We start from the raw sequence: 25,051 nt of genomic DNA, 5'->3' as shown, positions 1-25,051 counted from the left end.
GGATGGCGCTCGCGCGCACGCCGCGCGCGGGGCCGCCGACAGTGCGGCATTCGCCGGTGCGAATGTGGGTGGCGCGAACGGCGCTAGCGCGAATGCCGCCCGTGAGACTGCCGAGGACGCGACTCCCGCCGGTGCGAATGGCTCCGGCTCTGGCGCTAGCGCGGATGGCACTGGCGCGGCCGGCTCTGGCGCGGGCGGCTCTGGCTCGGGTGCGGGCGCAGGTGCGGGTGCTTCCGGCGGTGTGGGTGGGCGTGATCGTGGCCGTGGTCGGGGTCGGGGTGGTGTGCGGTCGTCGTGGGTGGTGGTGGGGTCGGTTCGTGAGGTGGCCCAAGAGCTGGCGCTGACGCCGCTTCCCGATGACGTGGATGTGTGCCTGGCCGAGGCGGAGGAGTTGCTGTTCGCCCGGGATCGGATCACCAGCGCCCTGGCCGATCGGGTGGGGCGGGTGCATCGTGCGGGGCAGGCCAGGCAGCATGGGCATGCCTCCACCCGCTGCTGGCTACGCACCGCCGCCGGGATGACGGTGGGCGGAGCTGGCCGCCTGCTCACCCTCGGCGCGGAACTGCCCCGCCTCCCCGTCGTGCGGGAGAAGTTCGCTGCGGGTGAGTTGGCGGCGGGGGTGGTGGAGGCCATCTGCGCCGCTGTCGCCGGACTAACCGACGAGCAGGCCGGCCTGGCGGAGCCGATCCTGGTGGACCTGGCCGGCAAGGCCGGGGCGGCGGAGGTCGCCAAGGCCGGCCGCCACCTGCGGGCGGTGCTCGACCCCGATGGGGAAGAACGCGATGAGCGGGCCGATTACGGGAGGCGGTTCCTGCGGGTCCGCCCGGGCAAGGGCGGCGGCGTGGAAGGAGAGTTCTACCTGCCGCGTGAGGCCGGCGCCCGGTTGATGGCGTTGTTGCAGGCGTACGCCAAGCTGAGGGCACAGGGTGATGACCGCCCGCTGACGGTGCGCCAGGCCGACGCGCTGATCGCCCTGCTGGAGCAGAAGATCGCCGCCGAACTCCTCGTCGTGGTCAGCGCCGAATCCCTCCCCACCGACCCCACCAACCCCACCGACCCCACCGACGACAACCCACACCCCGCCGACCCGGCCACCGAAGAGACCGACCCGGCCACCGAAGACCCTGCTGACCCTGCCGCCGACGACGAGGTCAGCGACCACTTCTCAGACCTCGGCGACAGCGCCCCCAGCGACTACGTCCCCGACCCCGCCGGAAGCACTGACGAGCCGAGCCAGGCCGACGACACCGCCGACCACGCCGAAGACGCGCGGGACGCCGAGGACTTCGAGGAAGGCCAGGACGACACGGGCGACCCGACGCCCGCTGACGCCGACGACCTCGACACCCCGGAGGAGTTCGCCACTGCCAAGGCCGGGACCGAGGCAGATGCCAGTGCGGGAAGCGATGCCGGTGCGGGAAACGATGCCGCTGCCCCAAGCGCTGCGCACGCCAGTGCCGAAAGCACCGACGACGCTCGCGAGCCCGCACAGACCGGCCTCGGTGACGTGCGCGAAGCCGCGGCCGACCCCGCCACTGATTCCGCCACCGCGCCTGTCACCGGCCCCTCCCCTGGCTCCGGCTCCGGTTACGCCGCGACCCGACTTCTCGATGAGGAGTTTCGCGGCTGTGGAACCGGTGAGCGTAGGGCTCGCGAACGGCGGCCCGGGGAGTGCGACCCGCCGGAGGCGGCGTGGCCGGATCCTCCTCCCGAGGACGCCTCCGCACATCACACCCACGCCGGGCCTCGGCCTGCGGGGGACTACCGGCATGGCCAGAGCACCTACCGGTGCGACAGCGAAGCGCACTGTCCCTACGCGACGCAGGCGCCGGGGACGCCGGGACTGTCGGAAGCGACACCCGGCGGACCTGGACCGGAGCAGAAGACACCACCCGGGAGGGCATCAGGAACAGCACCGGGAGCCGGGCGTCGGACGCTGGGGACGGCGCAAGCAGCGGCGCAGGGGGCGTCATCGGGAGCAGCTCCGGGAGGGGCGGCAGGCACGCTCCCCGGGACGGCGCAGGAGGCTGCGCAGGGAGCGGCTCCGAGTGCGTCGGCGGGCACGATGCCCGGGGCGATCCTGGGGTCGGCGCTGGGAGCGTCGGCAGGCACGCTGCTGGGTGCGTCGTTGGGGATGGCACCGGGGACAGCGCCGGGGTTGCTGCCGGCGACCGGGCAGGTGCTCCCGCTCTCCAGCGTGCACCGCCTCGCCCGCACCAGCACGTTGGTGCGGATCGTCATGAACGCCGAGGGACAGGTGCTGGACATGGGCCGCAAGGTCCGCCTGGCCACCCCCGCCCAACGCCGGGCCATCTACGCCCGGTACGCCACCTGCTGGATCGACGGCTGCCCACTCCCGGCGACCATGTGCCAGATCGACCACGCCGACAACTGGAGCACCGGCGGCCTGACCGACCTGAAGCTCCTCGGCCCGGCCTGCCAGTTCCACAACCGCGACCGCTACCAGCACCCCGACCGCTACACCCGCCGCAAAGAAGGCGAAGACCGCTGGGCCTTCACCTACCACCGGATCGGGAGCAGGCGGCCGCGCGAGTGAGGCGGGGGCACGGAGAGGTGGGCCGACGCGCGGACAGGCCCGGTGACTACGCGAGTAAGGCCGGAGGCACGGGGTGGGCGACGCACGGGCCTGCCCGGGCGACGAACGGACAGGCCCCGGAGGCTGCGGGCGTGAGGCGGGAGCCACAGTGGGCAACGCACAGGGCAGGCCCGGGCGACGCGCGCCGCAGGGCTCGGCGGCTGCGCGTCTGTACGGAGCCGGACTGGTGTGCCGGACCGGGGCCGGCTCGCACTGGGTCGTGCAGGTCAAAGGCCGTGCAGATCAAAGGCCGCGCAGATCAAAGGCCGTGCGGGTCGGAGCGCGTGCAGATCAGCGGGCGTGTGGATCAGAGCCAGTCGCCGTTCTGGGCGACGGCGAGCAGGCGGTTCATGGGCCCGGAGGACCAGGTCTCATCGGCCACCCGGTGGAGGGCGCGGGCCCTGCGCTGGGACGCCAGGCCGGGGAACAGGGCGAGCGAGACCTGACGCGCGGCGTCGGCCACGAGCGGGGCCACCTGCTCCAGCGGGGTGCGGGCGTCGCCGACCAGGGAGATGCCGGCCACGGGCCCCTCGTGACCGCGTACGGCCGCGGCGACACAGGAGATGCCGGGGAAGCGCTCCCCCCGTTCGAAGGCGAGCCCGCGGCGCTGCCGGATGCGGTTGAGCTCCTGATGCAGGGTGCCGATGTCGCCGATCGTCCGGTTGGTGAGGCGGCTGATGTGCCCGTCGATGAGCGCCTCCACCTGCTCGGGTTCCAGCCAGGCGAGCATCGCCTTGCCGAGCGCGGTGAAATGGGCGGGTGCCCGGCCTCCGACGCGAGTCGGCACCGACAGGGCGAAGCGCCCGCCGACCTTGTCCAGGTAGTAGACCTCGGCGCCGTCGAGCACGGCGAGGTGCACGACCATCCCGGTCCTGATCTGCAGGCGGTGCAGCAGCGGCGCGGCCGCCTCGCGGATCTCGCCGTGGCCGCCGTCCCGGCCGCCGAGGCCGAGCGCCCGTTTGCCCAGGCTGTAGCCGGACGACGTGTGGTCCAGCCAGTCGAGCCGTACGAGCTGGTCGAGGATGCGATGAGCGGTCGAGCGCGGGAGGTGGGTGCGACGGGCCACGTCCTCAAGGGTGAGGCGGGTGGAGCGACCGGTGAACGCGTCCATGATCAACGTCATCCGTTCGACCATCGACTGCGGCAGCGGCGCGGGCGTCGCCGCCTCCTCGGCATGGAGAGCGGTCATCACACCTCCCAGAACTGAAATGAATTCTCGCTTCGGAATCTAGCAACGCAGCACGCCCCCGGAAAGGGGCGCCAATATGCTGGGCTCCGTCCGGTTGCGGGCGGCGGGACGAGCAGCGGCAGGGACGCAGGGCGTCCACTAGAAGGTTTTCTGCCATGCGTGTCCGGTGATCGACGAGGGCGCGGGAGTCGAGGTCGCCGACGCGTGGGGCAACGGGCGCAATGCGATCCTCGCCGCCGGCCCGGCACCCGCGACGGGCGATAGGCTGCCCGGTGCCGCTCGGCAGGGTGAGGGGATGCCTTGACACAGACGTCTGCCCGATGATCGGGCCCCGATGACCGTCTCCTATCGCATCGACGTTCCCGACGCGTTCGCCGCGTCCTACGGCGGGCGCGGCGCCGAGGAGCGTGCCTGGATCGCGGAGCTTCCCCGCGTGGGGGGCGAGTTCCTGGAACGCTGGCGACTGAGACCCGACGGCGCGGCGGCCCATGGCATGGCCTCCCTGGCCCTGCCCGTGATCCGGGCCGACGGGACACCCGCGGTGCTCAAGCTTCAGCGGCCCCGGGAGGCGACCGCCGGTGTGGCCGCCGGCCTGCGGGCGTGGAACGGCGACGGCGTCGTACGCCTGCTCGACCACGACGAGCGGACCGGCACGCAGTTGCTGGAACGGCTCGACTCGGCCCTGCCCCTGTCGGCGGTGGCCGACGACCTCACGGCCCTGCGGATCCTGGCCGAACTGCTGGCCCGTCTGACCGCGGTGCCCGCGCCCGAGGGGATGCGGGGGCTGGCAGGGGTCGCCGCCGCCATGCTCGACCAGGTCCCGCGTGCCGTACGCGCGCTGCACGACCCGGCCGAGCGGCGGCTGGTGCGCGTCTGCGCGTCCGCCGTGGCCGAGCTGGTGGGCGAGCCCGGCGACCGCCTGCTGCACTGGGACCTCCACTACGACAACATCCTCGCCGGGGAACGGGAGCCGTGGCTCGCCATCGATCCGGAACCGCTGGCCGGCGATCCCGGGTTCGAACTGCTGCCCGCCTTGCGCAACCGCTGGGACGAGGTGGCGGCCACCGGCGATGTCTCCCGCGCGGTGCTGCGCCGCTTCGATCTGCTGACCGAGGTCGTCGGGCTCGACCGTACTCGGGCGGCCGGCTGGACCCTCGGACGCGTGTTGCAGAACGCGCTGTGGGACGTCGATGACGGCAGGACGGCGCTCGACCCCGTGCAGGTCGCCATCACCACGACGCTGCTCCCCCGGTGGGGCTGACGGCTGGGAGCACCACGAGCACCTCGTCGGGGGGAACCGGCCGGTCTCGGCGTGCAACGCGTACCGCGCCGCGAGGCCGATCAGCACGGCGGCGGAGCCGCTCACGCAGGGACGCCCGCAACGTGACCCGTTCGTGACCTTGATAACCTGCCTGCTCCGATGAGCCATGCGGTAGGCCATTGAACAGATGCGTGGATCGGGGAGCTTGATGGGGGAACGACAGCGGCTGCGTCTCAACGCGCCGCTGGACACGGCCGGGATCGTCCTCGCCGCCGCCTTCTTCTCCCTGTCTCTCACGCCGTCGCTGCTGCCCCGGCCCTGGACGCTGCAGGGGATCATCGCGGGCGTCCTCGCCGCCACCGGCTATCTGGTGGGAGTGCTCGCCGCCGCACTCGTACGCCCGGCCGCGACCCGGCTCCCGGCGCGGTGGCGCGCGGCATGGCAGCGCACGGGAAGGCGGCGGGTCCGGCGGCTGGTCGCGACGTTCGGCTGCGGTCTCGGCGCGGTCTCGCTGGTCCTGGGTGTGCGCGCGCAGCGGGACATCTACGTGCTGATGGGGCTGAAGCCGCCGGAACGGCTCAACTACCTGGGCGTCCCGCTGATCGCGGCGGCCCTGTTCTTAGCCCTGCTGGCCGCCGCCCGGGCGCTGCGGATCGCGGCGCGGGCGCTGGGCCGCCTCCTCGGGCGGCGGTTCCCCGCGACGGCCGCGCGGTTCGCCGCCGGTCTCGGGGTGGGCGTGCTGGCCGTCTTGCTGACCGACGGGATCCTCACCGAGGCCCTGCTCAAGGGGGCCGATCACAGCTTCGCCGCGATCAACACCGAGACCGCTCCCGGCATCACCCCGCCGACGGCCGCCACGCTGTCGGGCAGCCCCTCCTCACTGGCCTCCTGGGCGTCCCTGGGTCTGGAGGGCCGCGCCTTCGTCGCGCAGGCGCCGACGGTGGGCGAGCTGAGCCAGTTCACGGGGCGGCCGGCCGTTCCCCCGATCCGGGTCTACGCGGGGCTCGACTCCGCCGCGACCGTACGCCAAAGGGCCGCCCTGGCCGTACGGGAACTGGAGCGCACCGGCGCGTTCGGCCGCAAGGTGCTCTGCGTGATCACGACGACCGGCACCGGCTGGGTGGACCCGCAGGCGGCCGCCGCCCTGGAGTTCATGTACGGCGGAGACACCGCGCTGGTCTCCATGCAGTACTCCTATCTGCCGAGCTGGCTGTCGTTCCTGGTGGACCGCGAGCGGGCCAGGGCGGCCGGGCGCGAGCTGTTCGACCAGGTGTACGCCCGCTGGTCGGCGCTGCCCGCCGGGCACCGGCCCAAGCTGCTGGTCTTCGGGGAGAGCCTGGGGGCGTTCGGCGCGGAGTCGGCGTTCGACGGCGACCGGGACCTGCGTGAGCGCACCGACGGCGCGCTGCTCGTCGGTCCGCCGGACAGCAGCGCGCTGTGGCGGCGGCTCGTCGACGACCGGGACCCGGGCAGCGGGGAGACGCTGCCCGTCTACCGGAACGGCGAGACCGTGCGCTTCGCCAACCGTCCCTCCGACCTGGACGCGCCCGCGTCGCCCTGGAACGCGCCGCGGGTGGTCTACCTGCAGCATCCCTCCGACCCGATCGTGTGGTGGACGCCCCGGCTCATCCTCGCCCGGCCCGACTGGCTGGAGGAGCGGCGCGGCGACGACGTGCTGCCCTGGATGCGGTGGTATCCGTTCGTGACGTTCTGGCAGATCACGGCAGACCTGGTCTTCTCCCTCGACGCGCCGCCGGGGCACGGCCACGACTACGACGGCGAGGTGATCGCGGCGTGGGCGCGGATCGCCCCGCCGGACGGGTGGGACGACGCGCGGACCACGGCCCTGACCACGCTGCTCGCGAAGCGTACGGCAGGCTCGGACGCCGGATGAGCCTCCCCGGGCGGCGCGGTGGATATCGCAGTGAGTATCGCAGTGAGTATCGCGGTGGGCATCACAGCGAGTCGAGCCAGCCGATCAGCCGGGCGCCCTCGCGCGTCATGATCTCGGGGTCGCGCAGGGCGTTGGCCAGCAGCGACATGCCCTGATAGCCGGCCACCAGGGTCAGGGCGAGGCCGTCGGGCTCGGGCAGGCCGAGCTCGCGGAACTGCTGCTCGACCCAGTCGAGCAGCAGCCGGATGACCCTGCCCGCCTCCGCGTCCAGGCCGCCCTCGTCGCGTTTGTCCAGCTCGGCGGCGAGCGTGCCGGTCGGGCATCCGTAGCGGGCCGCGACGTCACGCTGGCCGACCCAGGTCTCCACGAGGCCCTTGAGCCGCTCCCGGGGGTCCGGCAGCCGCTCCAGCCGTTCGGTGAGATCCCGCAGGTGGCGGGCGTGCTCGTCCAGCGCCGCGGCGACGAGCTCGTCCTTGGTCTTGAAGTAGTAGTACACGTTGCCGACCGGGACGTCGGCGGCGCGGGCGATGTCGGCGATGGTCGTGCGCTCGGCGCCCTGCCGGTGCACGACCTCGGCGGCGGCGGCCGTCAGCCGCCGCCGCTTGGCGCTCGCGGCCCGCACCCGGGCGTTCGTCGAGTCAGTCACCCGACTCACTATAGGGCGGGTCCCCAATGGGCCGGGCTGTAGGGCGGGTCACCAGTTGGCCGGCAGCCCCGGAGTGGTGGGCGGCAGGGGGCGGTTCTTCGGGTGGATGACGTACACGATCCCGCCGCTGCCGGTGCTGCGGAGCCAGACGTTCTCGAAGTTGGCCCGGGGGTAGACGTGGCGCACCGCGTCGTTGTCCGGCGATGCGGGGTCGTTGGCGATCACGTCGCCGTCGGCCGTGAAGCCGATGATGACCATGAGGTGGCCGTTGGTGCTGTATCCGGCGCCGGGCAGTTCCTCGGCCTTGAACGACTGCGAGGTGACGACCGGGATGCCGGCCCGGATCAGCCGCTCCATCTCGGTCAGCGAGCGGAGCCGGGTGACGAACCCCTCAAGCCCATATCGCCCGGCGTAGGCGGCGTTGAACGGCCAGTTGCCCGCTCCCTCGTACGCGTAGTCGTAGGTGTATCTGGCGGCGTAGTCGACCTCGGGGTCGGGGTCGGCGGGGTCCACCCAGGAGGTGTCCTGCTCGCTGGGCCACTTGCCCCAGTAGCCGAGGACCATGGTGGTCGAGGTCGGGCTGCACCATGCCTCTCCCCCGCCGTCCCACTCGGGGTAGTGGCCCTCGTGGACGTTCTGCGAGCGGCGGGGCACCGGCAGCTCGACGCCCCAGGCCGTGCCGCCGGGACTGACCGGCACGGTCGCCCGGTCGGGCACCGCGGAGGCCATCGCGCCGAGCGTGCGCACGACCGGCTTCACGGCCGAGCCGGGCGTGCGGTAGAGGGTGACGCGCAGCTGGTAGGAGGTGATCGCCTTGCCCGCCGCGGCCACGAACGTGTCGACCGAGACGGTGCCGTCGGCGTCCCGCTGCCCGGACAGCGACGTGCGGCGGATGTCCTCGTCGCCGTACGCCCAGCGGCCGAGCACGTACCACTTCGTCTGCCCGGCGGCGTGGCGGCCGCGCATCTCGACCTGCAGCCAGCTTCCGGCGGGCACGTCGGCGTTCCAGGAGGCCACCAGCTCGGTGGCGGCGAAGCCGATGGGCCGCTCGGGGCCGGTCCACCGGGCGTACTCCCAGGTCTTGGTGCCGAGCGCGTCGGTGTAGGAGGTCGTGCCCACGGGGGCGGCGAACGACAGGGTGTCGCCCGCCTTCACGCCCTCACGCAGGCCGGGGCCGAAGTGGGCCCGCTGATAGACGACGTCGACGGCGGACTTCGGCGGGGGCTTGGCCGCGGCCTCGGCGGCCGTGGAGGTGACGGTGAGAGCGGAGGTCGTCAGGAGGGCGGACAGGAACACGGGCAGGAACGCAGGCAGAAACGCGGTCGGCACGCGCATGCTTCACCTCGGGGTCTCGTCGGCGCCCTCGACGCTAGAGACCCCGGCCCGCCCGGCGCATCGGCAGGAATACGTATCCGCACCCGCGCTTTCGCGCGGACGCGCGCCTGGGCGGAACGCGGTCCACAGTTCAGCGGGAACGGGTCCGAGAATTCCCTTCGATCTCTCACGTCACAGGCGTTTCGCCGCTTTGCTGATATTTTGCGAACTTTCGCCTTACCTGCCCGAATATTCATGGCACGCTGATTCGCATGTTCGCCCCAAAGTTCTCCCTTGGTGTCGCCATGGTCGCCTTTGCCCTGGCCACCGGGGTGGCATCACCGGCTCTCGCCGCTCCCACCCCGGCCTCCCCCCGCCTGACGCAGCACGTTTTCACGGACGCGCCGGCCGTGCACGGGCGGGCCGTCTATCTGTGGGACGCCACGACCGGGCAGGACCTGCTGGACAAGAACGCCGGCAAGCGCATGCCGGTCGCGAGCCTCACCAAGATCATGACAGCGTACGTCGTGCTGCGGGACGCCAAGCTCGACGACAAGGTCACGATCAAGCGTGAGGACCTTCAGTACGCCTGGGACAACGACGGCTCGACGGCCGACCTGGAGGCCGGCGACACCCTGCCGGTCAGCGAGCTGCTGTACGCCCTGCTGCTCCCCTCGGGCGCGGACGCGGCGCACGCCCTGGCCCGCGTGTACGGCCCCGGCGTGCCCGGTTTCGTGAACAAGATGAACGCCGCCGCACGCCAGCTCGGCTTGAAGGACACCCTGTACGTGAACGCCGACGGGCTCCCGACGTCCCACGGCGACGGCTACTCCACGGCGCGCGACCAGGCCAGGCTCGCGGCGATCGCGCTGAAGAACCCGGTGTTCAAGAAGGTCACCTCGACCAGCGAGCACTCGACCGACGACGGCCGGTACGACTGGTCCAACACCAACCACATGCTCGGCCTGCCGGGCGCGATCGGCGTGAAGACCGGCTCCACGGACGCCGCCGGGTTCTGCCTGGCGTTCGCCGCCGACCGGAACGGCCACCGGCTGATCGGGATCATCCTCGGCGAGAACGTGGCCAACCGCCGCTGGGACACCGCCGAGACGCTGCTCGACTGGGCGACCGACAACCTGACCTCCCAGCCCTCCGCATAGAGCCCTCCACCTAGAACAGGGCGCGGGCGCGCAATACCCCGGCGGGCCAGAAAACAGGGTCTTTCCGTATCGGTCAAACCCAGTTAAGTTCCCGATCAGTGCCCATCGGGGGGTGGGCCACTGAGACCGTTCGGACCGTCATTGGACCCGAAGGAGAGCCCAATGCGCGCCTCGCTCGGCATGCGGGCCGCCGTCGCCATCGCGACGTCCGCCCTCGTGCTTCCCCTGCTGCCGGCCGCGCCGGCGAACGCCGATCCCGACCCCGGGAAGATCGCGCAGACCGTGGTCGCGTCGGCGGTGAAGAAGCACCTGCGCAAGCTGCAGGACATCGCGAACGCCAACGGCGGCACGCGCGCCGCCGGCACCCCCGGTTTCGCGGCCTCCCGCGACTACGTCGCCGGAGTGCTGAAGAAGGCCGGATACACGGTGAAACTGCAGGCGTTCGAGTTCCCGTTCTTCAAGGAGAACTCCACCGCGCTCCTGCAGCGGACCGCGCCCTCCCCCAAGACGTACGCGCCCACCCCGCCGGACGGCAGCAGCGTCGGCGAGTTCGCCACGATGACCTACTCCGGCTCGGGAGACGTCACGGGCGCCGTCGCCGACGTCGACCTCATGCTGCCTCCCGGGCCCGAGGCCAACGCGTCGACCTCCGGGTGCGAGACGAGCGACTTCGCCGGCTTCCCCGCGGGCGCGGTCGCGCTGGTCCAGCGCGGCACCTGCACCTTCCAGGTGAAGGCGGAGAACGCGCAGGCCGCGGGCGCCTCCGCGGTGATCATCATGAACGAGGGCCAGCCCGGGCGCACCGACACCCTGCAGGGCACGCTGGGCGAGCCCACCGTGCACATCCCCGTCGTGGGCGTGAGCTTCGCCGTCGGCCAGGAGCTGTCGGCCGCCGGCACCACGGTGCGCGTGACGACCGACACCACCAGCGAGATCCGTACGACCCACAACGTCATCGCCGACTCCCGGTGGGGCGACGCGAACAGGGTGGTGCAGCTCGGGGCGCACCTCGACAGCGTGCTCGCCGGGCCCGGCATCAACGACAACGGCTCGGGCAGCGCCGCGATCCTGGAGGTCGCCACGGTGCTGGGCAAGATCCCGACCCGCAACAAGCTGCGCTTCTCCTTCTGGAGCGCCGAGGAGCTGGGCCTGCTCGGCGCCGAGCACTACGTCGCGAGCCTGTCCCCGGCCGACCTGGCGAAGATCAAGCTGTACCTGAACTTCGACATGGTCGGCTCCCCGAACTACGCGCTGAAGATCTACGACGGTGACGACTCCGACGCCACCGGCGCGGGTCCCGGGCCGGAGGGCTCCGCCGAGATCGAGAAGCTCTTCGAGAAGTACTTCGACGCCCTCCACCAGCGCCATAACGGCACCGACTTCGACGGACGGTCGGACTACGGGCCCTTCATCGCGGCCGGGATCCCGTCCGGCGGGACGTTCACCGGCGCCGAGGGCGTCAAGACGGCCGAGGAGCAGGCGATGTTCGGCGGCACCGCCGGCCAGGCGTACGACCCCTGCTATCACCAGGCCTGCGACACCATCGCCAACATCAGCGACAAGGCGCTCGCGCTGAACACCGGCGCGATCGCCACCGCCGCGGCCGTCTACGCCTTCAGCCGCGACCTGCCCGGCCCGGACAACCGCACCACCGCCGCCGCCGCGCGCACCACTGCGGCCACCACAGCCGCCGCGGGCGGCACCGCCGCGACGCGATGAACCACGCGGGCCCCGCCGGACGACGTCCGGCGGGGCCCGTTTCGCGCCGGGTGTCAGCTCGTGAAGTTCACGTCGCTGCAGAAGAAGAACGTCTGGTCCAGGTGCGAGGCCTGCCAGATCGTGCAGACCACGGCCCGGCCGCTGCGGCCCGAGGCGCTGAGATCGACCGGGTAACAGTCGGCGGGGGCGTACCTCCCGGTCTTGGTGAGCAGCTGCAGGTCGTTCCAGCCCACCGCCTGCCGGGTCGGGGCGAAGCCCGGCTTGGTGACATAGACCATCAGGTAGCCGGCGCCGTGATGGGCCTGGTCCCACAGTTTGATCGTGAAGTCGTTCCGCGGTGCCCTTTCGAGCGCGACTCAACCGGGGTCGGGCGAGGCCTGCTGGCCCTGCTCCGACTTCGCCAGGAACGGCGAGCGGCCGAGGATCACGATGCCCACCACGAGCGCCACCAGACCGCCGACCTCCCCGGCGAGGGCCGGGGGATCGACGCGCAGGCGCTCGCCGAACATCGCGACGCCCAGGACGATGCCGACGATCGGCTCGGTCGCCGTGGTGGCGGGCAGCGAGACCCGCAGCGGCGCGGCGTCGAACGCGCTCTGGTTGAGCAGGATGCCGGTCACGGCGATCACGGGCAGCAGGTAGGGCTCCCAGGAGGTGAACAGCGCCGCCGGTCCTTCCGCGAGCGTCAGCAGGGACCCGCGGGTCAGCGCGTCCTGGAGGCCGTACAGCGCCCCCGCGGCGGCGGCGAGCAGCATCGCCTTGGTCTGCAGGGGCGCCCGCAGCGCCACGGCGACCATGCCCGCGGCCACGCCCGCCACGACCAGCACGGCGATCCACACCATGGAGCCCGACGCCGATATCCCGCCGCCCTGGGGGCGGCCGGCCAGGAGGAAGGCGGCCACGCCACCGCTGACCAGCACCGCGCCCAGCCACTCCGCCGCGCCCAGGCGCTCCTGGTAGAACAGGGCCGCCGCGGCGAGGGCGAAGATGAGGTTGGTCGCCAGAAGCGGCTCCACTGAGGCCACGTCGGCACGTTGCAGGGCCAGTGCGCCGAGGACCTGCCCGCCGACCATCGCGCCGATCCCCGCCAGCCACACCGGTTTGCGCGCCAGGTCGAACAGCAGGCGCACGTGCAGCATCTCGCCCAGCGGCTCGGTGTAGGCGACGTGCTGCTGCGCGACCCAGCCAAGGCCGAGGAGGGCCGCGGCCGCCAGGCCGAGAAGCACCGTGACGATCACGTCGGTCACTCCCCTCGGCGGCGGTGGCGGTCATGTATCCGCCCATCCCCCGCCACAGCGGCCTCATGTCCGGTGATATGGTTTTGGTCAATCGTCCAAATCATTCGTCCAAGGCGAGCGTCCAAGGCAATCGTTCAAGGCGAGCGCCCAGGGGGGAGCACGGAGAGATGGCGGAGGCATCCGCGGACCGGGGCAGGACCACGCGGCAACGGCTGCTCGGCGCGGCCGCGGCCCTGATCGCCGAGGCCGGCTGGGGCGCGGTCAGCACGCGAATGGTGGCCGAGCGTGCCGGGGTCGCCCCCGGGGTGGTGCACTACCACTTCGCGTCGCTGCCCGATCTGCTGATCGCGGCCTCGACCGGGGTCGCGCGCATGATGCTGGAGGAGCTCACCGCGCGGCTGGCGGAGCAGCCCGATCCCGAGACCGGCGTCGAGTGGCTGCTGGGCGAGCTGTCCCGTTACACGGGCACCGATCCCGCCTCGCTGCTGCTCGTCGAGATGTACCTGGCCGCCGCCCGGCTGCCCGAGCTGCGCGACCGGCTGCACGAGATCGTCGCCGACTCCCGCACGCAGATCGCCTCCTGGCTGCGGGATCGCGGCCACGCCGATGACGCCGACGCCGTCGCCGCGGTCCTGGTCGCGGCGGTGGACGGCCTCATGCTGCACCGCGGGCTCGACCCCGATCTCGATTTCACCGCTCTGGCCGGGCCGCTGCGGGCGCTGGTGCGTACGGATCGAACGGATCGAACGGATCGACACGAGGAGGGCAGCGGGACATGAAAGCGATCGTCTGCGGCGCCGGGATAGCGGGCACGGCCCTGGCCTGGCACCTGGAGCGCGACGGCTGGGGCGTCGAACTGGTCGAGCGCGCCCCGGTGTTCCGCGAGGGCGGATACATGATCGACTTCTATGGCCCGGGGCTGGAGGCGGCCGAGCGGATGGGGCTACGCCCCGGGCTGGAGGAGGTCCGTCACCCCGTCAACGAGATCGGTTACGTCGACGGCTCCGGACGGGAGACCAGCCGTCTCGTCGTCAAGGCCGGTTTCGCCGAGGTGGTCAGCCTGCTGCGGGGCGACCTCGCCCGCGTGCTCGCCGAGCAGGTGCGCGCGCCGGTGCGGTACGGCACGACGGTCGCGGCCGTCCGGCAGGACGACAGCGGCGTCGAGGTCGAGCTGACCGACGGCACCCGGCGCGAGGCGGACCTGCTGGTCGGCGCCGACGGCGTGCACTCGCGGGTCAGGGAGCTGGTCTTCGGCCCCGAGGAGCGTTTCATCCGCTATCTCGGCCACCACGTCGCCGCGTACGTGGTCGAGGACGAGGACCTCAGCCGGCTCGTCGGCCCGCGCTACCGGATGCTGACCGTGCCGCATCTGATGGCCGGCGCCTACGCGGTGGGCGAGGACCGGCTCGCCCTGCTGTTCCTGCGCCACGAGCCCGACCCCGCCGTTCCCGCCGATCCGGCCGCCTCGCTGCGCGAGCACTTCGGGCATCTCGGCTGGATCATGCCCGAGGTCCTGGGCAGGTGCCCGCAGCCACCGGAGCTGTACTACGACCAGGTCACCCAGGTCGAGGCGCCGCAGTGGAGCAGCGGCCGGGTGGTCCTGCTCGGCGACGCCTGCCAGGCGGTCTCTCTGTTCGCCGGGCACGGCGCGTCGCTCGCGGTGGCCGCGGCGTGGGTGCTCGCCGGCGAGCTGCGCGCGGCCTCCTCCGGTGACCTGTCCCCCGCGCTCGATCGGTACGCGGCGCGCATGCGGCCGGTCGTCACCGACGTCCAGGCGTTCGGCCGCCGCTTCCTCCCCTGGATGGCGCCACCGAGCCGCCTGCGCATCACGGCCCGCGACTGGATGCTCCGGCTGGCCTCCCTTCCCGGGGCAGACCGGCTCTTCATGAACTCCTTCACCCCCGGCGGGCACCGCCTGATCACATGACGCACCGGACGGCATCACGCGGTGTGACGCACTGGTAACGGAGTTTTATTCCGGATGCCGTGGTCCGGTAATCCGGGCGGACTGAAGTAGCCGTCATGGAATCGGCGGCAGAGCCCAGCACACCGGCCGGCACACCGCGGATCGCCGGCGCCCACTATCCGGTCGCGGTCGTCGGCGGCGGCCAGGCCGGGCTGTCGATCAGCCACTGCCTGGGCCGGCGCGGCATCGAGCATGTCGTCATCGAGGCACGGCGGATCGGCCACGAGTGGCGTGAGCGCCGCTGGGACTCCTTCTGCCTGGTCACCCCCAACTGGCAGTGCGACCTGCCGGGCTTCCCCTATCGCGGGCCCGACCCGGACGGTTTCATGGTCCGGGAGGAGATCGTCCGCTATCTGGAGGACTACGCCGCCTCCTTCGGTCCCCCGCTCGCCGAGGGCGTGCGCGTCACACGATTACGCAGGGCCGCGAGCGGGACGTTCGAGCTCGCGACCACCGCCGGGGATCTGACCGCCGACCAGGTCGTGGTGGCCACCGGCCCCTACCACGCGCCCGCCGTACCCCGCCTGGCCGAGCGGCTGCCCGCGGAGATCACGCAGGTCCACTCCTCGCGGTATCGCCGTCCCGGACAACTTCCCGAGGGCGCGGTGCTCGTGATCGGCACCGGGCAGTCGGGCTGCCAGATCGCCGAAGACCTGCATCTGGCCGGGCGGCGGGTCCACCTCGCCGTCGGGAGCGCGCCCCGGGTCGCCCGCTTCTACCGGGGCCGGGACTGCGTGGCGTGGCTGCACGACATGGGCCACTACGCCAGGACCATCGACGAGTTCGACGACGCGGACGCCGTACGCCTGCGGGCCAACCACTACGTCACCGGACGCGACGGCGGGCGCGACATCGACCTGCGGGCCTTCGCCCGCGACGGCATGCGCCTGTACGGCCGGCTGACCGGCGTCACCGGCACCACGCTGGAGTTCGCGGACGACCTCAAGGACAACCTCGACAGGGCCGACGCGGTGGCCGAGGGGATCAAGGACGCCATCGACGCGTACATCGCCGATCGCGGCATCGACGCCCCCGCCGAGCCCCGCTACGTGCCCGTGTGGGAACCGGGCGAGCCGGTACGCGCCCTCGACCCGGCGGCGGCCGGGATCACCTCGGTCGTCTGGGCGACCGGGTTCACCCGCGACCACCGCTGGATCGAGATCCCCGCCTTCGACGGCCGGGGCTATCCGATGCACTGGCGCGGCGTGACGAGCTGTCCCGGGCTGTACTTCCTCGGTCTGCCCTGGCAGCACACCTGGGGCTCCGGCCGGTTCGAGGCGGTGGGCCGGGACGCCGAGTTCCTGGCCGGTCACATCGAGGCGTCGCGGCGGCTCGCCGACGTCTGCGGCGCGCTGACCGGCGCGCCCGCCGAGCTCTCCCCCGCGCTTCCGGTCGGGTGAGAAGCCGATGACCTCCGACATGATCTGCGACGCGCACCGGCACATCGGCGTGCTGCCCGCCCATCCCTTCTACGGCGGCCCCGCGGTGAACCCCGACGTGACCGCGCGGGCCACGGTCAAGCAGCTGATCGCCGACCTCGACGCGGAGGGCACGGAGCGCGCGCTGGTGCTGCCCAACTACGGCGTGCCCGACCCGGCGGTCGCCTTCGCGCTCAACGACCTCGTCCTGGAGGCGGCGCAGGCCGACGACCGGATCCGCGCGGGGCTGTGGGTCTCGCCGCTGCCGCGCGACGAGGAACGCACCACCCGCGCCCTCGCCCTGGCGGGCGAGCGGGGCGTCCGGGCGCTGAAGCTCAGCTTCCTGCTCGGCGGACGGCCGGCCGACCCCGCCTGCCGTCCGGGGCTCGACCGGATCTTCGCCGCCGCCGAACGCCACGGGCTGGTGGTGCACGTGCACACCTCGCCCGGCGCCGCCTCGGACGTCGACGAGGTCGGACACCTGGTCGAGTGGTACGCCGACCGCGTGCCGGTGCACCTCGTGCACTTCGGCGGCGGGATGAGCGGCCACATCAAGCTGGCCGGCTCCCGGTTCTTCGACTGGATCGCGGCCGGCAAACGCGTCTACACCGATCTGTCCTGGGCCATCGGCTTCGCGCCGTACTGGCTGGCCGGGGAGATCGAGCGGCGCGGCATCGGGCACGACCGCGTGCTGTTCGCCAGTGACCAGCCGTGGGGCGACTTCGCGGGCGAGCACGCCCGGATGCGCGCCGCGGCCGGGGACGGCGAGCTGGGCGCGCTCGTCTTCCGCGGCACCTTCGCCTCCCTTTACACCTGACCCCGCTCACCTACGCAAGGAGAAGCACATGACCGTCGACATGACCGACCTGGAGAAGAAGAGCATCGAGGAGATCCCCCACCCGTCCCTGCCCGAGGGCTCCACCATCTACGGCACGACCAAGGTCTTCCCCGACTACAAGGCCGAGAACGGCGAGTCGTACTTCACGCTCGTCCACGGCATCGCGCACGAGTCGTCGGTCAGCTTCGTGGCCGTGCTGCAGGCCACCCGGGCACTGCGCAAGGGCTTCGAGACCGCCATCTACTTCTACGGCCCGGGCTCGCTGAACTGCCTGGCCACCCGCGGCTTCCCGACGACCGGCAACTCGGCGTTCCCTGGCGAGCACAACATCAACAACCAGCTCAAGACGTTCATCGCCGAGGGCGGGAAGGTCTACTGCTGCCGGTTCGGCCTGTCGCTGCACGGCGCCCGCGAGGAGGACCTCATCGAGGGCGTGATCCCCACCCACCCGCTCGACGTGCAGGACGCGCTGATCCACTACGCCCGCAAGGGCGCCATCATCAACTCCACCTACCAGCTGTAGTGCCGTGACCGTCGATCTGCGGATCATGACCCGCGCCGAGCTGGCCCTGCGCGGCGTGGCCTTCGACACGCCCGTACGCCGGCCGGACGGCGCGGGGCCCAGCGGCGACGGCCACGTCCTGGTCGACGGCGTGGGCGCGGCGCTGCCCATCGATCCCGGCAGCCCCTACACGGTGCGCGACGGCATGGTCTGGCTCGGCGACCAGGACACCGGGGTCTCCCTGGTGCCCGTGCGGCGGCCGAGGTTCTACGACCTGACCACCGCGGACGGCGTGCCGTACGAGAAGATCGCCCGGCTGCACGGCGCGGACGTGCTCGCCACGACCGTCGTGCAGACGTGCATCAGGTATGGCGAGGCCGACCGGTGCCGCTTCTGCACGATCGAGGAGTCGCTGCGGTCGGGCGCCACGGTCGCCGCGAAGACGCCCGCCCAGCTCGCCGAGGTGGCGGAGGCGGCGGTGCGGCTCGACGGCGTACGCCAGATGGTGATGACCACGGGCACGACCACCGGGCCCGATCGCGGCGCGCGCACGCTGGCGCGGTGCGTGCGGGCCGTGCTGGACGCCGTGCCGCGCCTGCCGATCCAGGTGCAGTGCGAGCCGCCGGGCGACCTGGCCTGGATCGGCGCGCTGCGCGAGGCCGGGGCCACCGCGATCGGCATCCACGTGGAGTCGCTGGACGAGGAGGTGCGGCGGCGCTGGATGCCGGGCAAGTCGTCGGTGCCGCTCGCCGAATACGAGGCCGCCTGGGACGAGGCGGTCCGGGTGTTCGGGCGCAACCGCGTCTCGACGTACCTGCTGGTGGGGCTGGGTGAGGACCCCGACGAGCTGATCGCGGGCGCGGGCCGTCTCATCCAGCGGGGTGTCTACCCCTTCGTGGTCCCGTTCCGCCCGATGCGGGGCACGCTCGCGGCCCGTGACGGGATCGGCGCCCCCGATGCCGGCCTGCTGACGTACGTCACCGAGGGTGTGGCGGCGCTGCTGCGCGCGGCCGGCATGCGCGGCGCGGACCAGGGGGCGGGCTGCGCCGCGTGCGGGGCGTGCGGCGTGCTGAGCGCGGCGGGCGGGTGAGGCGACGATGCTCCTCGACGGCGACACCCAGGCGCCTGCACGGGAAGAGGCGCAGGACATCCTCGCGTTGCTCGGCGACCGCAGCACGCTGGCCCGGCGGCCGCCCATCCGGATCGAGCAGGCCGACGCCGCCGCCGTCCGGGCCTACCGGCGGCTGCGGCACGAGGCGTTCGTCCGGGAGCAGGGGTTGTTCGAAGGGCACGACCTCGACGACAGGGACGACGATCCCCGCACGATCACGCTGGTGGCCAGGGACGCGGCGGGCACGGTGGTCGGCGGCGTTCGGCTCGGACCGGCCTGCGACGGCCCCGACATCGGCTGGTGGACGGGCGGGCGGCTGGTCGCGGCGCGTGGATCTGGCGGCATGGGGGTGGGCGCGGCGCTGGTGCGGGCCGCCTGCGCCCGCGCCGAGGCGGAGGGCGTGCTGCGGTTCGAGGCGACCGTGCAGGTCAGGGCCGAGGCGTTCTTCCGCCGCCTCGGCTGGGCCCGGGTGCGGCCGGTGACGGTCGCGGGTGCGCCGCACGTGCTGATGCGCCACCCGATCGGCCGGATCGAGGGACAGGCGGCAGCGGCCAAGTCGGCGCTCGGGCCGCTGCTCGCCGTCCTCGCCGGGCAGGGCCCGCACGCCCTGGGCGGCCCGGGTTTCGTCGGCGACGACGCTGCGCCGGTGCCCGGGGGCGACCTGGTCGCCGCCTGCGACGCCATCGTGCCGTCCATGGTCGAACGCGACCCGGAATGGGCAGGCTGGTGCTCGGTCCTGGTCAACCTCAACGATCTGGCCGCGATGGGCGCCGCCCCGGTGGGGCTGCTCGACGCGCTCGCCGCCCCCGGCGCCGCGCACGCCGCCCGGGTGCTGGACGGCCTGGCGCGGGCCGCCCGCGCGTACGGGGTGCCGGTGCTCGGCGGGCACACGCAGCTCGGGGTGCCGGCCGCGCTGTCGGTGACGGCCCTCGGCCGCGCCGCGCGTCCCGTGCCGGGCGGCGGCGGACGCCCCGGCCACGCCGTGCGCCTCACGGCCGACCTCGGCGGCGGCTGGCGCGCCGGATATCGGGGCCGCCAATGGGACTCGACCACCTCCCGGCGTACGGACGAGCTGCGGGCGATGCTCGGCGCGGTCGCGGCCGGCCGCCCCGCCGCCGCCAAGGACGTGTCGATGGCCGGGATCGCCGGCACGCTCGGCATGCTGGCCGAGGCGGGCGGCTGCGCGGCCGTGCTGGACGTGGCCGCGGTGCCGCGCCCGGCGGCCGCCTCCATGGGCGACTGGCTCACCTGCTTCCCCGGCTTCGCGATGCTCACGGCGGACCAGCCGGGCGCGTCCGCGCCCCCGGCGGGACCGGCCGTCTCGGCGGTGTGCGGGGAGTTGACCACCGGCCGCGGCGTCTCGCTGCGCTGGCCCGACGGAGAGGTCACGGAGGCCGTCGGCGGCCCGGTGACCGGATTGGGGACCGCGTGAGCGCCCTGCGCATGGCGGCGGTGTCCGCCGCGTTCGGCCGCGACCTCGGCGAGGACGTCGCGATCGTCGAACGCCTCGTCAAGGAGGCCCGCAACGAGGACGTACGGCTCCTCGCGCTGCCCGAGGCGTGCCTCGGCGGCTACCTGCTCAGCCTGGACGGCGACGCCGCCGACGCCGGGCCGCCCCCGCTCGCCGTGGACGGCCCGGAGATCCGGCGGCTGGCCGCGCTGGCCGGTGACATGGTCGTGATCGCGGGCTACTGCGAGGACGGCGGCGACGCCCGCTACAACAGCGTGGTGTGCGTCAGCGGCGACGGCGTGCTGGGCAACCACCGCAAGGTGCACCAGCCGCTCGGCGAGAACGCCAGCTACGCCTCGGGCGACGGCTTCCATGCCTTCGACACGCCCGTCGGCAGGATCGGCATGATGATCTGCTACGACAAGGCGTTCCCGGAGGCCGCCCGCGCGCTGGCCCTCGACGGCGCGCAGATCGGGGTGTGCGTGTCGGCCTGGCCGGGCTCGCGGACGAACGCGGCACCCGATCTGGAGCGCGACCGCTGGAAGCGGCGCTTCGACCTGTTCGACCGGGCGCGGGCGCTGGAGAACCAGATCGTGTGGCTGTCTGCCAACCAGGCCGGGACGTTCGGGTCGCTGCGCTTCGTCGGCAGCGCCAAGGTCGTGGACCCCGGCGGCGAGATCGTCTCGGCCACGGGCGTCGGGCCGGGCATGGCCGTCGCCGAGATCGACGTGCCGCGGGCGCTGGAGACCGCGCGCCGGTCGATGGGCCATCTGCGCGACCGCCGGCCGGAGGCATACGGGACGGCGTACGGCACGGCGGGGCTCGCGGGGTGAGCGTTCTGCGGATCGCCGCGGCGGCCGCCCACTTCGGCCGCGACCTCGCCTTCGACCTGGCCCGCATCGCCAAGCTGATCGGCGACGCCCGAGCCGCGGGCGCCCGGCTGCTCGTGCTGCCCGACGCCGCGCTCGGCGGCTACCTCGCCGACCTGCGCAGGCCGGACCCCGAGGCGCTGCCGCCCGCGCTGAAGCCGGACGACCCGGCGATCGCGCGGGTGGCGGCGCTGGCCGCCGAGATGGTGGTGTGCGTCGGCTTCTGCGAGGACGGCGGCGACGTCCGCTACAACGCGGCGGTGTGCGTCAGCGGCGACGGTGTGCTCGGCCTGCACCGCAAGGTGCACCTGCCCGCGGGCGAGACCGCGGCCTACGCCCCGGGCGAGCGGTTCGACGCCTTCGACACCCCGGCCGGGCGGATCGGCATGCTGATCGACTACGACAAGACCTTCCCCGAGTCGGCCCGCAGCCTCGCGCTCGACGGCGCGCAGATCCTGGCCTGCCTGTCGGCCTGGCCCGCCAGCGTCACCAACCGCGCGCCCCGGATGGCCCAGGACCGGCAGTCGCGGCTGTTCGACCTGTACGACCAGGCGCGCGCCGCCGAGAACCAGGTCGTGCTCGCCTCCTCCAACCAGACGGGGGTGATGGGCGGCATGCGGTTCCTCGGCCAGGCCAAGGTCGTCGGGCCGGGCGGCGACGTGCTCGCCCGCACCTGGTCGAAGGCCGGGCTGGCGGTGGCCGAGCTCGACGTCGCCGCCGAGATCGACCGCGCCCGGCGGATCCTCCATCACCTGCACGAGCGCAGGCCGGGCGTCTACCGGGAGGTGCGTGCGTGAGAATCGCCCTGCTCAGCTACTCGACCCGGCCACGCGGCGGGGTCGTGCACACCCTCGCCCTCGCCGAGGCGCTCGCGGCGGCGGGACAGCACGTGACGGTGTGGACGCTCGGCCGGGGCGGCGACTCCGGCTTCTTCCGCCCGGTCGATCCCGCCGTCCGGCTGCGCGTCGTGCCGTTCCCCGACATCCCCGGGGAGGGCGTCGGGCCGCGGGTGCTGCGGTCGATCGCGGTGCTGCGCGGGGCGTTCGCCGCGGAGGCGGCCTCCTATGACGTCGTGCACGCCCAGGACTGCATCAGCGCCAACGCGGCGGGCCACTGCGTGCGGACGGTTCACCACGTGGACCACTTCACCACCACGGAGCTGGCCGTCTGTCACGAGCGCGCCATCGTCACGCCGTACGCGCACGTCTGCGTGTCGGAGGCGGTGGCGGCCGAGCTCAAGGCCGGGTGGGACATCGCGGCGACGGTGATCCCCAACGGCGTGGCGTACGAGCGCTTCGCGTCCGCCGACCCGGCGGCCGTCGCGCGGTGGCGCGGGTGGCTGGGCGCCTACGTGCTGACGGTCGGCGGCATCGAGCCGCGCAAGGGCTCGCTCGACCTGCTGGAGGCGTACGCGCTGCTGCGGGACGCGCGCCCGGACATCCGGCTGGTGATCGCCGGAGGCGAGACGCTCTTCGACTACCGCGACTACCGGGCGCGGTGGGATGCGCGGGCGGCGGAGCTGGGCGTCGAGCCGCTGGTGCTCGGCCCGGTCCCCGACGCGGAACTGCCGCCGCTCGTTGCGGGCGCCGCCGCCTTCGCCTTCCCGTCGGTGAAGGAGGGCTTCGGCCTCGCCGCGATGGAGGCCCTGGCGGCGGGCGTCCCGCTGGTGATGCGCGACCTGCCGGTCCTGCGTGAGGTCTTCGGCTGCGCCGCGCGCTTCGCCGTCACGCCCGCCGGGCTCGCCGACGAGCTCGCCGACGCCCTCGCCTCCCCCGATCCCCGCAGGCGTACGGCGGGGCGGGAGCTGGCCGCCCGGCACACCTGGCAGGCCGCCGCCGAACGGCACATCGCGCTGTACGAGTCGCTCGCGTCTTAGGCTCGGATTTGTGACCAGGGAATTCGACGCGGTGCTGTGCGACTTCGACGGAGTCCTGAAGTTCGTCGATCTCGGCCGGCAGGCGGAGATCGAGCGGGCGTACGGGGTGGAGCCGGGGACGGTGGCCCGGGTGACCGGCGAGTCGGCGCTGGCGGTCCCGGCCCTGACCGGGCTGGTGACCCGCGAGGAGTGGCTGGAGTCGGCGGTTCCCGTCCTCGCCGGGCTGGTTGGCTCGGCCGCACGGGCGAGCGCGCTGGCCGCCGAATGGGTGGCCGCCCGCACCTGGGTGGACGAGGAGGTCGTCGCGCTGCTCGCGCGGGCACGCGCCCGCGTCCCGGTCGTGCTCGTCAGCAACGCGACCTCCGAGCTGGCCGCCCACCTGCGCGAGCTGGAGCTGCACGACGCCTTCGATCACGTCGTGAGCAGCTACGACGTGGGGGTGGCCAAGCCCGACCCGCGGATCTTCGAGATCGCCGCCGGTCGCGCCGGAGCGCCGTTGGAGCGCTGCCTGTTCGCCGACGACCGGCCGGAGAACGTCAGGGCGGCTTCGGCCCTCGGTATGACCGCGCTGCTCTACCGCGCCCCGGCCGACCTGGAGAAGGCGCTGCTCCCGCTGTTCGAGGAGGCTTCGTGACGATGGTGCGGCGGGTGCTGGCCTTCGTGGACCGGCCATGCGAGCGGTTCGAGGAGGCGGCGGCGTTCTGGACCGCCGTGACCGGCACGCGTCTGTCCCCGCGCCGGGGCGACGACGGGGAGTTCGCCACGTTGCTGCCCGAGTCGGGCGACGCCTGGGTGAAGATCCAGGCCGTGGGCGACGGGGGCGGCGCCCACCTCGATCTGGAGGTGGGCGACGTCCGGGCGGCCGTGGCCAGGGCCGAGGCGCTCGGCGCCGCCGTCGCCGCCGACCACGGCGACTGGGCGGTGCTGCGCTCCCCGGAGGGCAGGGCGTTCTGTCTCGTCTCCGGAGAGGTCCCCGGAGAGGTCCCCGTAGGAGGCACGACATCGGCACGGCGGCCGCCCGTCTTCGCCGGCACCCGCCTCGACCAGGTCTGCCTCGACATCGCCCCCGGCGCGTACGAGGAGGAGGTGGCCTTCTGGGCGGCGCTGACCGGATGGTCCCCGCGTCCCGGGTCGCTGCCCGAGTTCACGGTGCTGGCCGCGCCGGGAATGCCGGTGCGGATCCTGCTGCAGCGGCTCGGCGAGGGGCCCGGCCGGTCGGCCCACGTCGACCTGGCCTGCGCCGACCCCGAGGCCGCCCGCGCGCTGCATGAGCGGCACGGCGCGGCGTTCGTGGCGCGGGGGCGGCGCTGGATCGTCATGCGCGACCCGGCCGGTGGGATCTACTGCCTCACCGAGCGCGACCCGGAGACGTGATCAGGCGGCGGGGCGCAGGTGCCGCAGCGCGGGGGCGAGCCGGGCGAGTTCATCCAGCATCGTGTCCGCCGCCGTGTTCATCACGTCGTTGGGGTGCAGGCGGCCCTCCTCGTCGAGGAACTGGGTGACGAAGGGGATGGAGACCGCGTCGAACACGGGCACCATCTTGAGCGTGGTGACGACCTGCTTGAGCATCTGCACCGCCCGCGTGCCCGCGGCGACGCCGCCGTAGCTGACGAATCCGACCGGCTTGTAGTGCCACTCGTGGTGCAGGAAGTCGAGGGCGTTCTTCAGCACGGCGTTGAAGCCGTAGTTGTACTCCGGCGTGACGAACGCGAACGCGTCGCCGCGCTCGATAGTGGCGCTCCACTCCTTCGTGTGCTGGTGGACGTACTGCCGGAGCCGCGGGTGGTTGGGCTCGTCCATGAACGGCAGGTTCACCTCGGCGAGGTCGACGAGCTCGACCTCGAAGGCGTCCTTGGCGACCGCGCGCTCGTGGAACCACTCCGCCACCGGCAGTCCGACGCGCCCGGGACGCGTGCTGGCGATGACGATCTGCAGAACGGGCTTAGCCACAATTCCCCCAAAACATCACGAAACGGGGCATAACGCCCCTAATAGTATGCCGTG

Annotated in this window: 23 protein-coding genes and 1 pseudogene; 18 read left to right on the top strand and 6 right to left on the bottom strand. The window is 73.1% G+C overall.

Features of this window, described 5'->3' with window-relative positions:
* Positions 1 to 164: 164 nt before the first annotated feature.
* Complete coding sequence (locus OHB01_RS28175) at positions 165 to 344, top strand: hypothetical protein (RefSeq protein ID WP_328710151.1); 180 nt, start codon at positions 165 to 167, stop codon at positions 342 to 344.
* On the top strand, positions 323 to 2,557 hold the full coding sequence (locus tag OHB01_RS28170) for a DUF222 domain-containing protein (RefSeq protein ID WP_328710152.1): 2,235 nt from the start codon (positions 323 to 325) through the stop codon (positions 2,555 to 2,557). The genes OHB01_RS28175 and OHB01_RS28170 overlap by 22 nt, the downstream gene beginning before the upstream one ends.
* Before the next feature lie 346 nt (positions 2,558 to 2,903).
* Here the strand turns inward: OHB01_RS28170 and OHB01_RS28165 are convergent, their stop codons facing one another.
* Positions 2,904 to 3,785, bottom strand: a complete 882-nt coding sequence (locus OHB01_RS28165) for an IclR family transcriptional regulator (protein ID WP_142648420.1) — start codon at positions 3,783 to 3,785, stop codon at positions 2,904 to 2,906.
* 334 nt (positions 3,786 to 4,119) lie between these two features.
* Between OHB01_RS28165 and OHB01_RS28160 the strand changes: the two genes are divergently transcribed.
* Together OHB01_RS28160 and OHB01_RS28155 are read left to right on the top strand one after the other, a co-directional pair.
* Positions 4,120 to 5,046 carry an aminoglycoside phosphotransferase family protein gene (locus OHB01_RS28160; RefSeq protein ID WP_142648419.1) on the top strand — a complete coding sequence of 309 codons (927 nt, stop codon included), beginning with the start codon at positions 4,120 to 4,122 and terminating at the stop codon, positions 5,044 to 5,046.
* 208 nt (positions 5,047 to 5,254) lie between these two features.
* A complete protein-coding gene (locus OHB01_RS28155; protein ID WP_147945215.1) occupies positions 5,255 to 6,940 on the top strand; it encodes an alpha/beta hydrolase in 1,686 nt (561 codons plus the stop codon).
* A 61-nt stretch (positions 6,941 to 7,001) separates the two neighbouring features.
* On the opposite strand, the gene OHB01_RS28150 is transcribed toward OHB01_RS28155, so the two are convergent.
* Positions 7,002 to 7,586 (bottom strand): TetR/AcrR family transcriptional regulator, encoded by a 585-nt coding sequence (locus tag OHB01_RS28150; protein WP_142648417.1) that lies wholly within the window; start codon positions 7,584 to 7,586, stop codon positions 7,002 to 7,004.
* 48 nt (positions 7,587 to 7,634) lie between these two features.
* Positions 7,635 to 8,921: a C39 family peptidase gene (locus tag OHB01_RS28145; RefSeq protein WP_142648416.1), complete on the bottom strand. Its 1,287-nt coding sequence runs from the start codon at positions 8,919 to 8,921 to the stop codon at positions 7,635 to 7,637.
* Positions 8,922 to 9,172: 251 nt separating this feature from the next.
* Between OHB01_RS28145 and OHB01_RS28140 the strand changes: the two genes are divergently transcribed.
* Both OHB01_RS28140 and OHB01_RS28135 read left to right on the top strand, forming a co-directional pair.
* A complete protein-coding gene (locus OHB01_RS28140) occupies positions 9,173 to 10,060 on the top strand; it encodes a D-alanyl-D-alanine carboxypeptidase family protein (protein WP_142648415.1) in 888 nt (295 codons plus the stop codon).
* Between the two features lie 162 nt (positions 10,061 to 10,222).
* Positions 10,223 to 11,779 carry a M28 family metallopeptidase gene (locus OHB01_RS28135; protein ID WP_328854199.1) on the top strand — a complete coding sequence of 519 codons (1,557 nt, stop codon included), beginning with the start codon at positions 10,223 to 10,225 and terminating at the stop codon, positions 11,777 to 11,779.
* 53 nt (positions 11,780 to 11,832) lie between these two features.
* Here OHB01_RS28135 and OHB01_RS28130 read toward each other — a convergent pair.
* Together OHB01_RS28130 and OHB01_RS28125 are read right to left on the bottom strand one after the other, a co-directional pair.
* Positions 11,833 to 12,102, bottom strand: a pseudogene (locus tag OHB01_RS28130) (lytic polysaccharide monooxygenase); the annotation flags it as partial.
* Positions 12,103 to 12,135: 33 nt separating this feature from the next.
* Positions 12,136 to 13,017 carry a DMT family transporter gene (locus OHB01_RS28125; RefSeq protein WP_205830385.1) on the bottom strand — a complete coding sequence of 294 codons (882 nt, stop codon included), beginning with the start codon at positions 13,015 to 13,017 and terminating at the stop codon, positions 12,136 to 12,138.
* Positions 13,018 to 13,184: 167 nt separating this feature from the next.
* On the opposite strand from OHB01_RS28125, the gene OHB01_RS28120 reads away from it, so the two are divergent.
* The 12 genes from OHB01_RS28120 to OHB01_RS28065 all read left to right on the top strand — a co-directional run bounded on the left by OHB01_RS28120 (position 13,185) and on the right by OHB01_RS28065 (position 24,421).
* Positions 13,185 to 13,796, top strand: coding sequence for a TetR/AcrR family transcriptional regulator (locus OHB01_RS28120; RefSeq protein WP_142648412.1), 612 nt, complete (start codon positions 13,185 to 13,187; stop codon positions 13,794 to 13,796).
* Positions 13,793 to 14,944, top strand: a complete 1,152-nt coding sequence (locus OHB01_RS28115; RefSeq protein WP_328854198.1) for an FAD-dependent monooxygenase — start codon at positions 13,793 to 13,795, stop codon at positions 14,942 to 14,944. Before OHB01_RS28120 ends, OHB01_RS28115 begins: the two co-directional genes overlap by 4 nt.
* Positions 14,945 to 15,039: 95 nt before the next feature.
* Positions 15,040 to 16,383, top strand: a complete 1,344-nt coding sequence (locus tag OHB01_RS28110) for an MSMEG_0569 family flavin-dependent oxidoreductase (RefSeq protein WP_142648410.1) — start codon at positions 15,040 to 15,042, stop codon at positions 16,381 to 16,383.
* A 7-nt stretch (positions 16,384 to 16,390) separates the two neighbouring features.
* Entirely contained in the window at positions 16,391 to 17,218 is an 828-nt protein-coding gene (locus OHB01_RS28105) for an amidohydrolase family protein (RefSeq protein WP_205830384.1), read from the top strand.
* Positions 17,219 to 17,246: 28 nt separating this feature from the next.
* Complete coding sequence (locus OHB01_RS28100) at positions 17,247 to 17,762, top strand: MSMEG_0572/Sll0783 family nitrogen starvation response protein (RefSeq protein WP_142648409.1); 516 nt, start codon at positions 17,247 to 17,249, stop codon at positions 17,760 to 17,762.
* Between the two features lie 4 nt (positions 17,763 to 17,766).
* The gene (locus OHB01_RS28095) at positions 17,767 to 18,831 is read left to right on the top strand and encodes an MSMEG_0568 family radical SAM protein (RefSeq protein ID WP_205830383.1); all 1,065 of its coding nucleotides are present in this window, start codon (positions 17,767 to 17,769) and stop codon (positions 18,829 to 18,831) included.
* A 7-nt stretch (positions 18,832 to 18,838) separates the two neighbouring features.
* Positions 18,839 to 20,284, top strand: a complete 1,446-nt coding sequence (locus tag OHB01_RS28090) for an MSMEG_0567/sll0787 family protein (protein ID WP_147945209.1) — start codon at positions 18,839 to 18,841, stop codon at positions 20,282 to 20,284.
* Complete coding sequence (locus OHB01_RS28085; RefSeq protein WP_328854197.1) at positions 20,281 to 21,135, top strand: carbon-nitrogen hydrolase family protein; 855 nt, start codon at positions 20,281 to 20,283, stop codon at positions 21,133 to 21,135. The genes OHB01_RS28090 and OHB01_RS28085 overlap by 4 nt, the downstream gene beginning before the upstream one ends.
* Positions 21,132 to 21,968, top strand: a complete 837-nt coding sequence (locus tag OHB01_RS28080) for a carbon-nitrogen hydrolase family protein (RefSeq protein ID WP_142648406.1) — start codon at positions 21,132 to 21,134, stop codon at positions 21,966 to 21,968. The genes OHB01_RS28085 and OHB01_RS28080 overlap by 4 nt, the downstream gene beginning before the upstream one ends.
* Complete coding sequence (locus OHB01_RS28075; RefSeq protein ID WP_142648405.1) at positions 21,965 to 23,047, top strand: MSMEG_0565 family glycosyltransferase; 1,083 nt, start codon at positions 21,965 to 21,967, stop codon at positions 23,045 to 23,047. Before OHB01_RS28080 ends, OHB01_RS28075 begins: the two co-directional genes overlap by 4 nt.
* Positions 23,048 to 23,057: 10 nt before the next feature.
* Entirely contained in the window at positions 23,058 to 23,681 is a 624-nt protein-coding gene (locus OHB01_RS28070; protein WP_142648404.1) for an HAD-IA family hydrolase, read from the top strand.
* A gap of 2 nt (positions 23,682 to 23,683) precedes the next feature.
* Positions 23,684 to 24,421, top strand: a complete 738-nt coding sequence (locus tag OHB01_RS28065) for a VOC family protein (protein WP_328855868.1) — start codon at positions 23,684 to 23,686, stop codon at positions 24,419 to 24,421.
* Here the strand turns inward: OHB01_RS28065 and OHB01_RS28060 are convergent, their stop codons facing one another.
* Positions 24,422 to 24,997 carry an NADPH-dependent FMN reductase gene (locus tag OHB01_RS28060; RefSeq protein ID WP_142648403.1) on the bottom strand — a complete coding sequence of 192 codons (576 nt, stop codon included), beginning with the start codon at positions 24,995 to 24,997 and terminating at the stop codon, positions 24,422 to 24,424. It abuts the gene before it with no gap.
* Between the last annotated feature and the right edge of the window lie 54 nt (positions 24,998 to 25,051).

Origin of the sequence: Microbispora hainanensis (assembly GCF_036186745.1) — a bacterium.
GTDB lineage: Bacteria > Actinomycetota > Actinomycetes > Streptosporangiales > Streptosporangiaceae > Microbispora.
Note: the sequence above shows the minus strand (reverse complement) of the source record. Positions and strands in the feature narration are given on the sequence as shown.

Coding starts and splice junctions, on each gene's coding strand:
- OHB01_RS28175 (WP_328710151.1), top strand. CDS start 165: ATGGCACTGGCGCGGCCGGCTCTGGCGCGGGCGGCTCTGGCTCGGGTG.
- OHB01_RS28165 (WP_142648420.1), bottom strand. CDS start 3,785: ATGACCGCTCTCCATGCCGAGGAGGCGGCGACGCCCGCGCCGCTGCCG.
- OHB01_RS28160 (WP_142648419.1), top strand. CDS start 4,120: ATGACCGTCTCCTATCGCATCGACGTTCCCGACGCGTTCGCCGCGTCC.
- OHB01_RS28155 (WP_147945215.1), top strand. CDS start 5,255: ATGGGGGAACGACAGCGGCTGCGTCTCAACGCGCCGCTGGACACGGCC.
- OHB01_RS28145 (WP_142648416.1), bottom strand. CDS start 8,921: ATGCGCGTGCCGACCGCGTTTCTGCCTGCGTTCCTGCCCGTGTTCCTG.
- OHB01_RS28140 (WP_142648415.1), top strand. CDS start 9,173: ATGTTCGCCCCAAAGTTCTCCCTTGGTGTCGCCATGGTCGCCTTTGCC.
- OHB01_RS28135 (WP_328854199.1), top strand. CDS start 10,223: ATGCGCGCCTCGCTCGGCATGCGGGCCGCCGTCGCCATCGCGACGTCC.
- OHB01_RS28120 (WP_142648412.1), top strand. CDS start 13,185: ATGGCGGAGGCATCCGCGGACCGGGGCAGGACCACGCGGCAACGGCTG.
- OHB01_RS28115 (WP_328854198.1), top strand. CDS start 13,793: ATGAAAGCGATCGTCTGCGGCGCCGGGATAGCGGGCACGGCCCTGGCC.
- OHB01_RS28110 (WP_142648410.1), top strand. CDS start 15,040: ATGGAATCGGCGGCAGAGCCCAGCACACCGGCCGGCACACCGCGGATC.
- OHB01_RS28105 (WP_205830384.1), top strand. CDS start 16,391: ATGACCTCCGACATGATCTGCGACGCGCACCGGCACATCGGCGTGCTG.
- OHB01_RS28100 (WP_142648409.1), top strand. CDS start 17,247: ATGACCGTCGACATGACCGACCTGGAGAAGAAGAGCATCGAGGAGATC.
- OHB01_RS28090 (WP_147945209.1), top strand. CDS start 18,839: ATGCTCCTCGACGGCGACACCCAGGCGCCTGCACGGGAAGAGGCGCAG.
- OHB01_RS28065 (WP_328855868.1), top strand. CDS start 23,684: ATGGTGCGGCGGGTGCTGGCCTTCGTGGACCGGCCATGCGAGCGGTTC.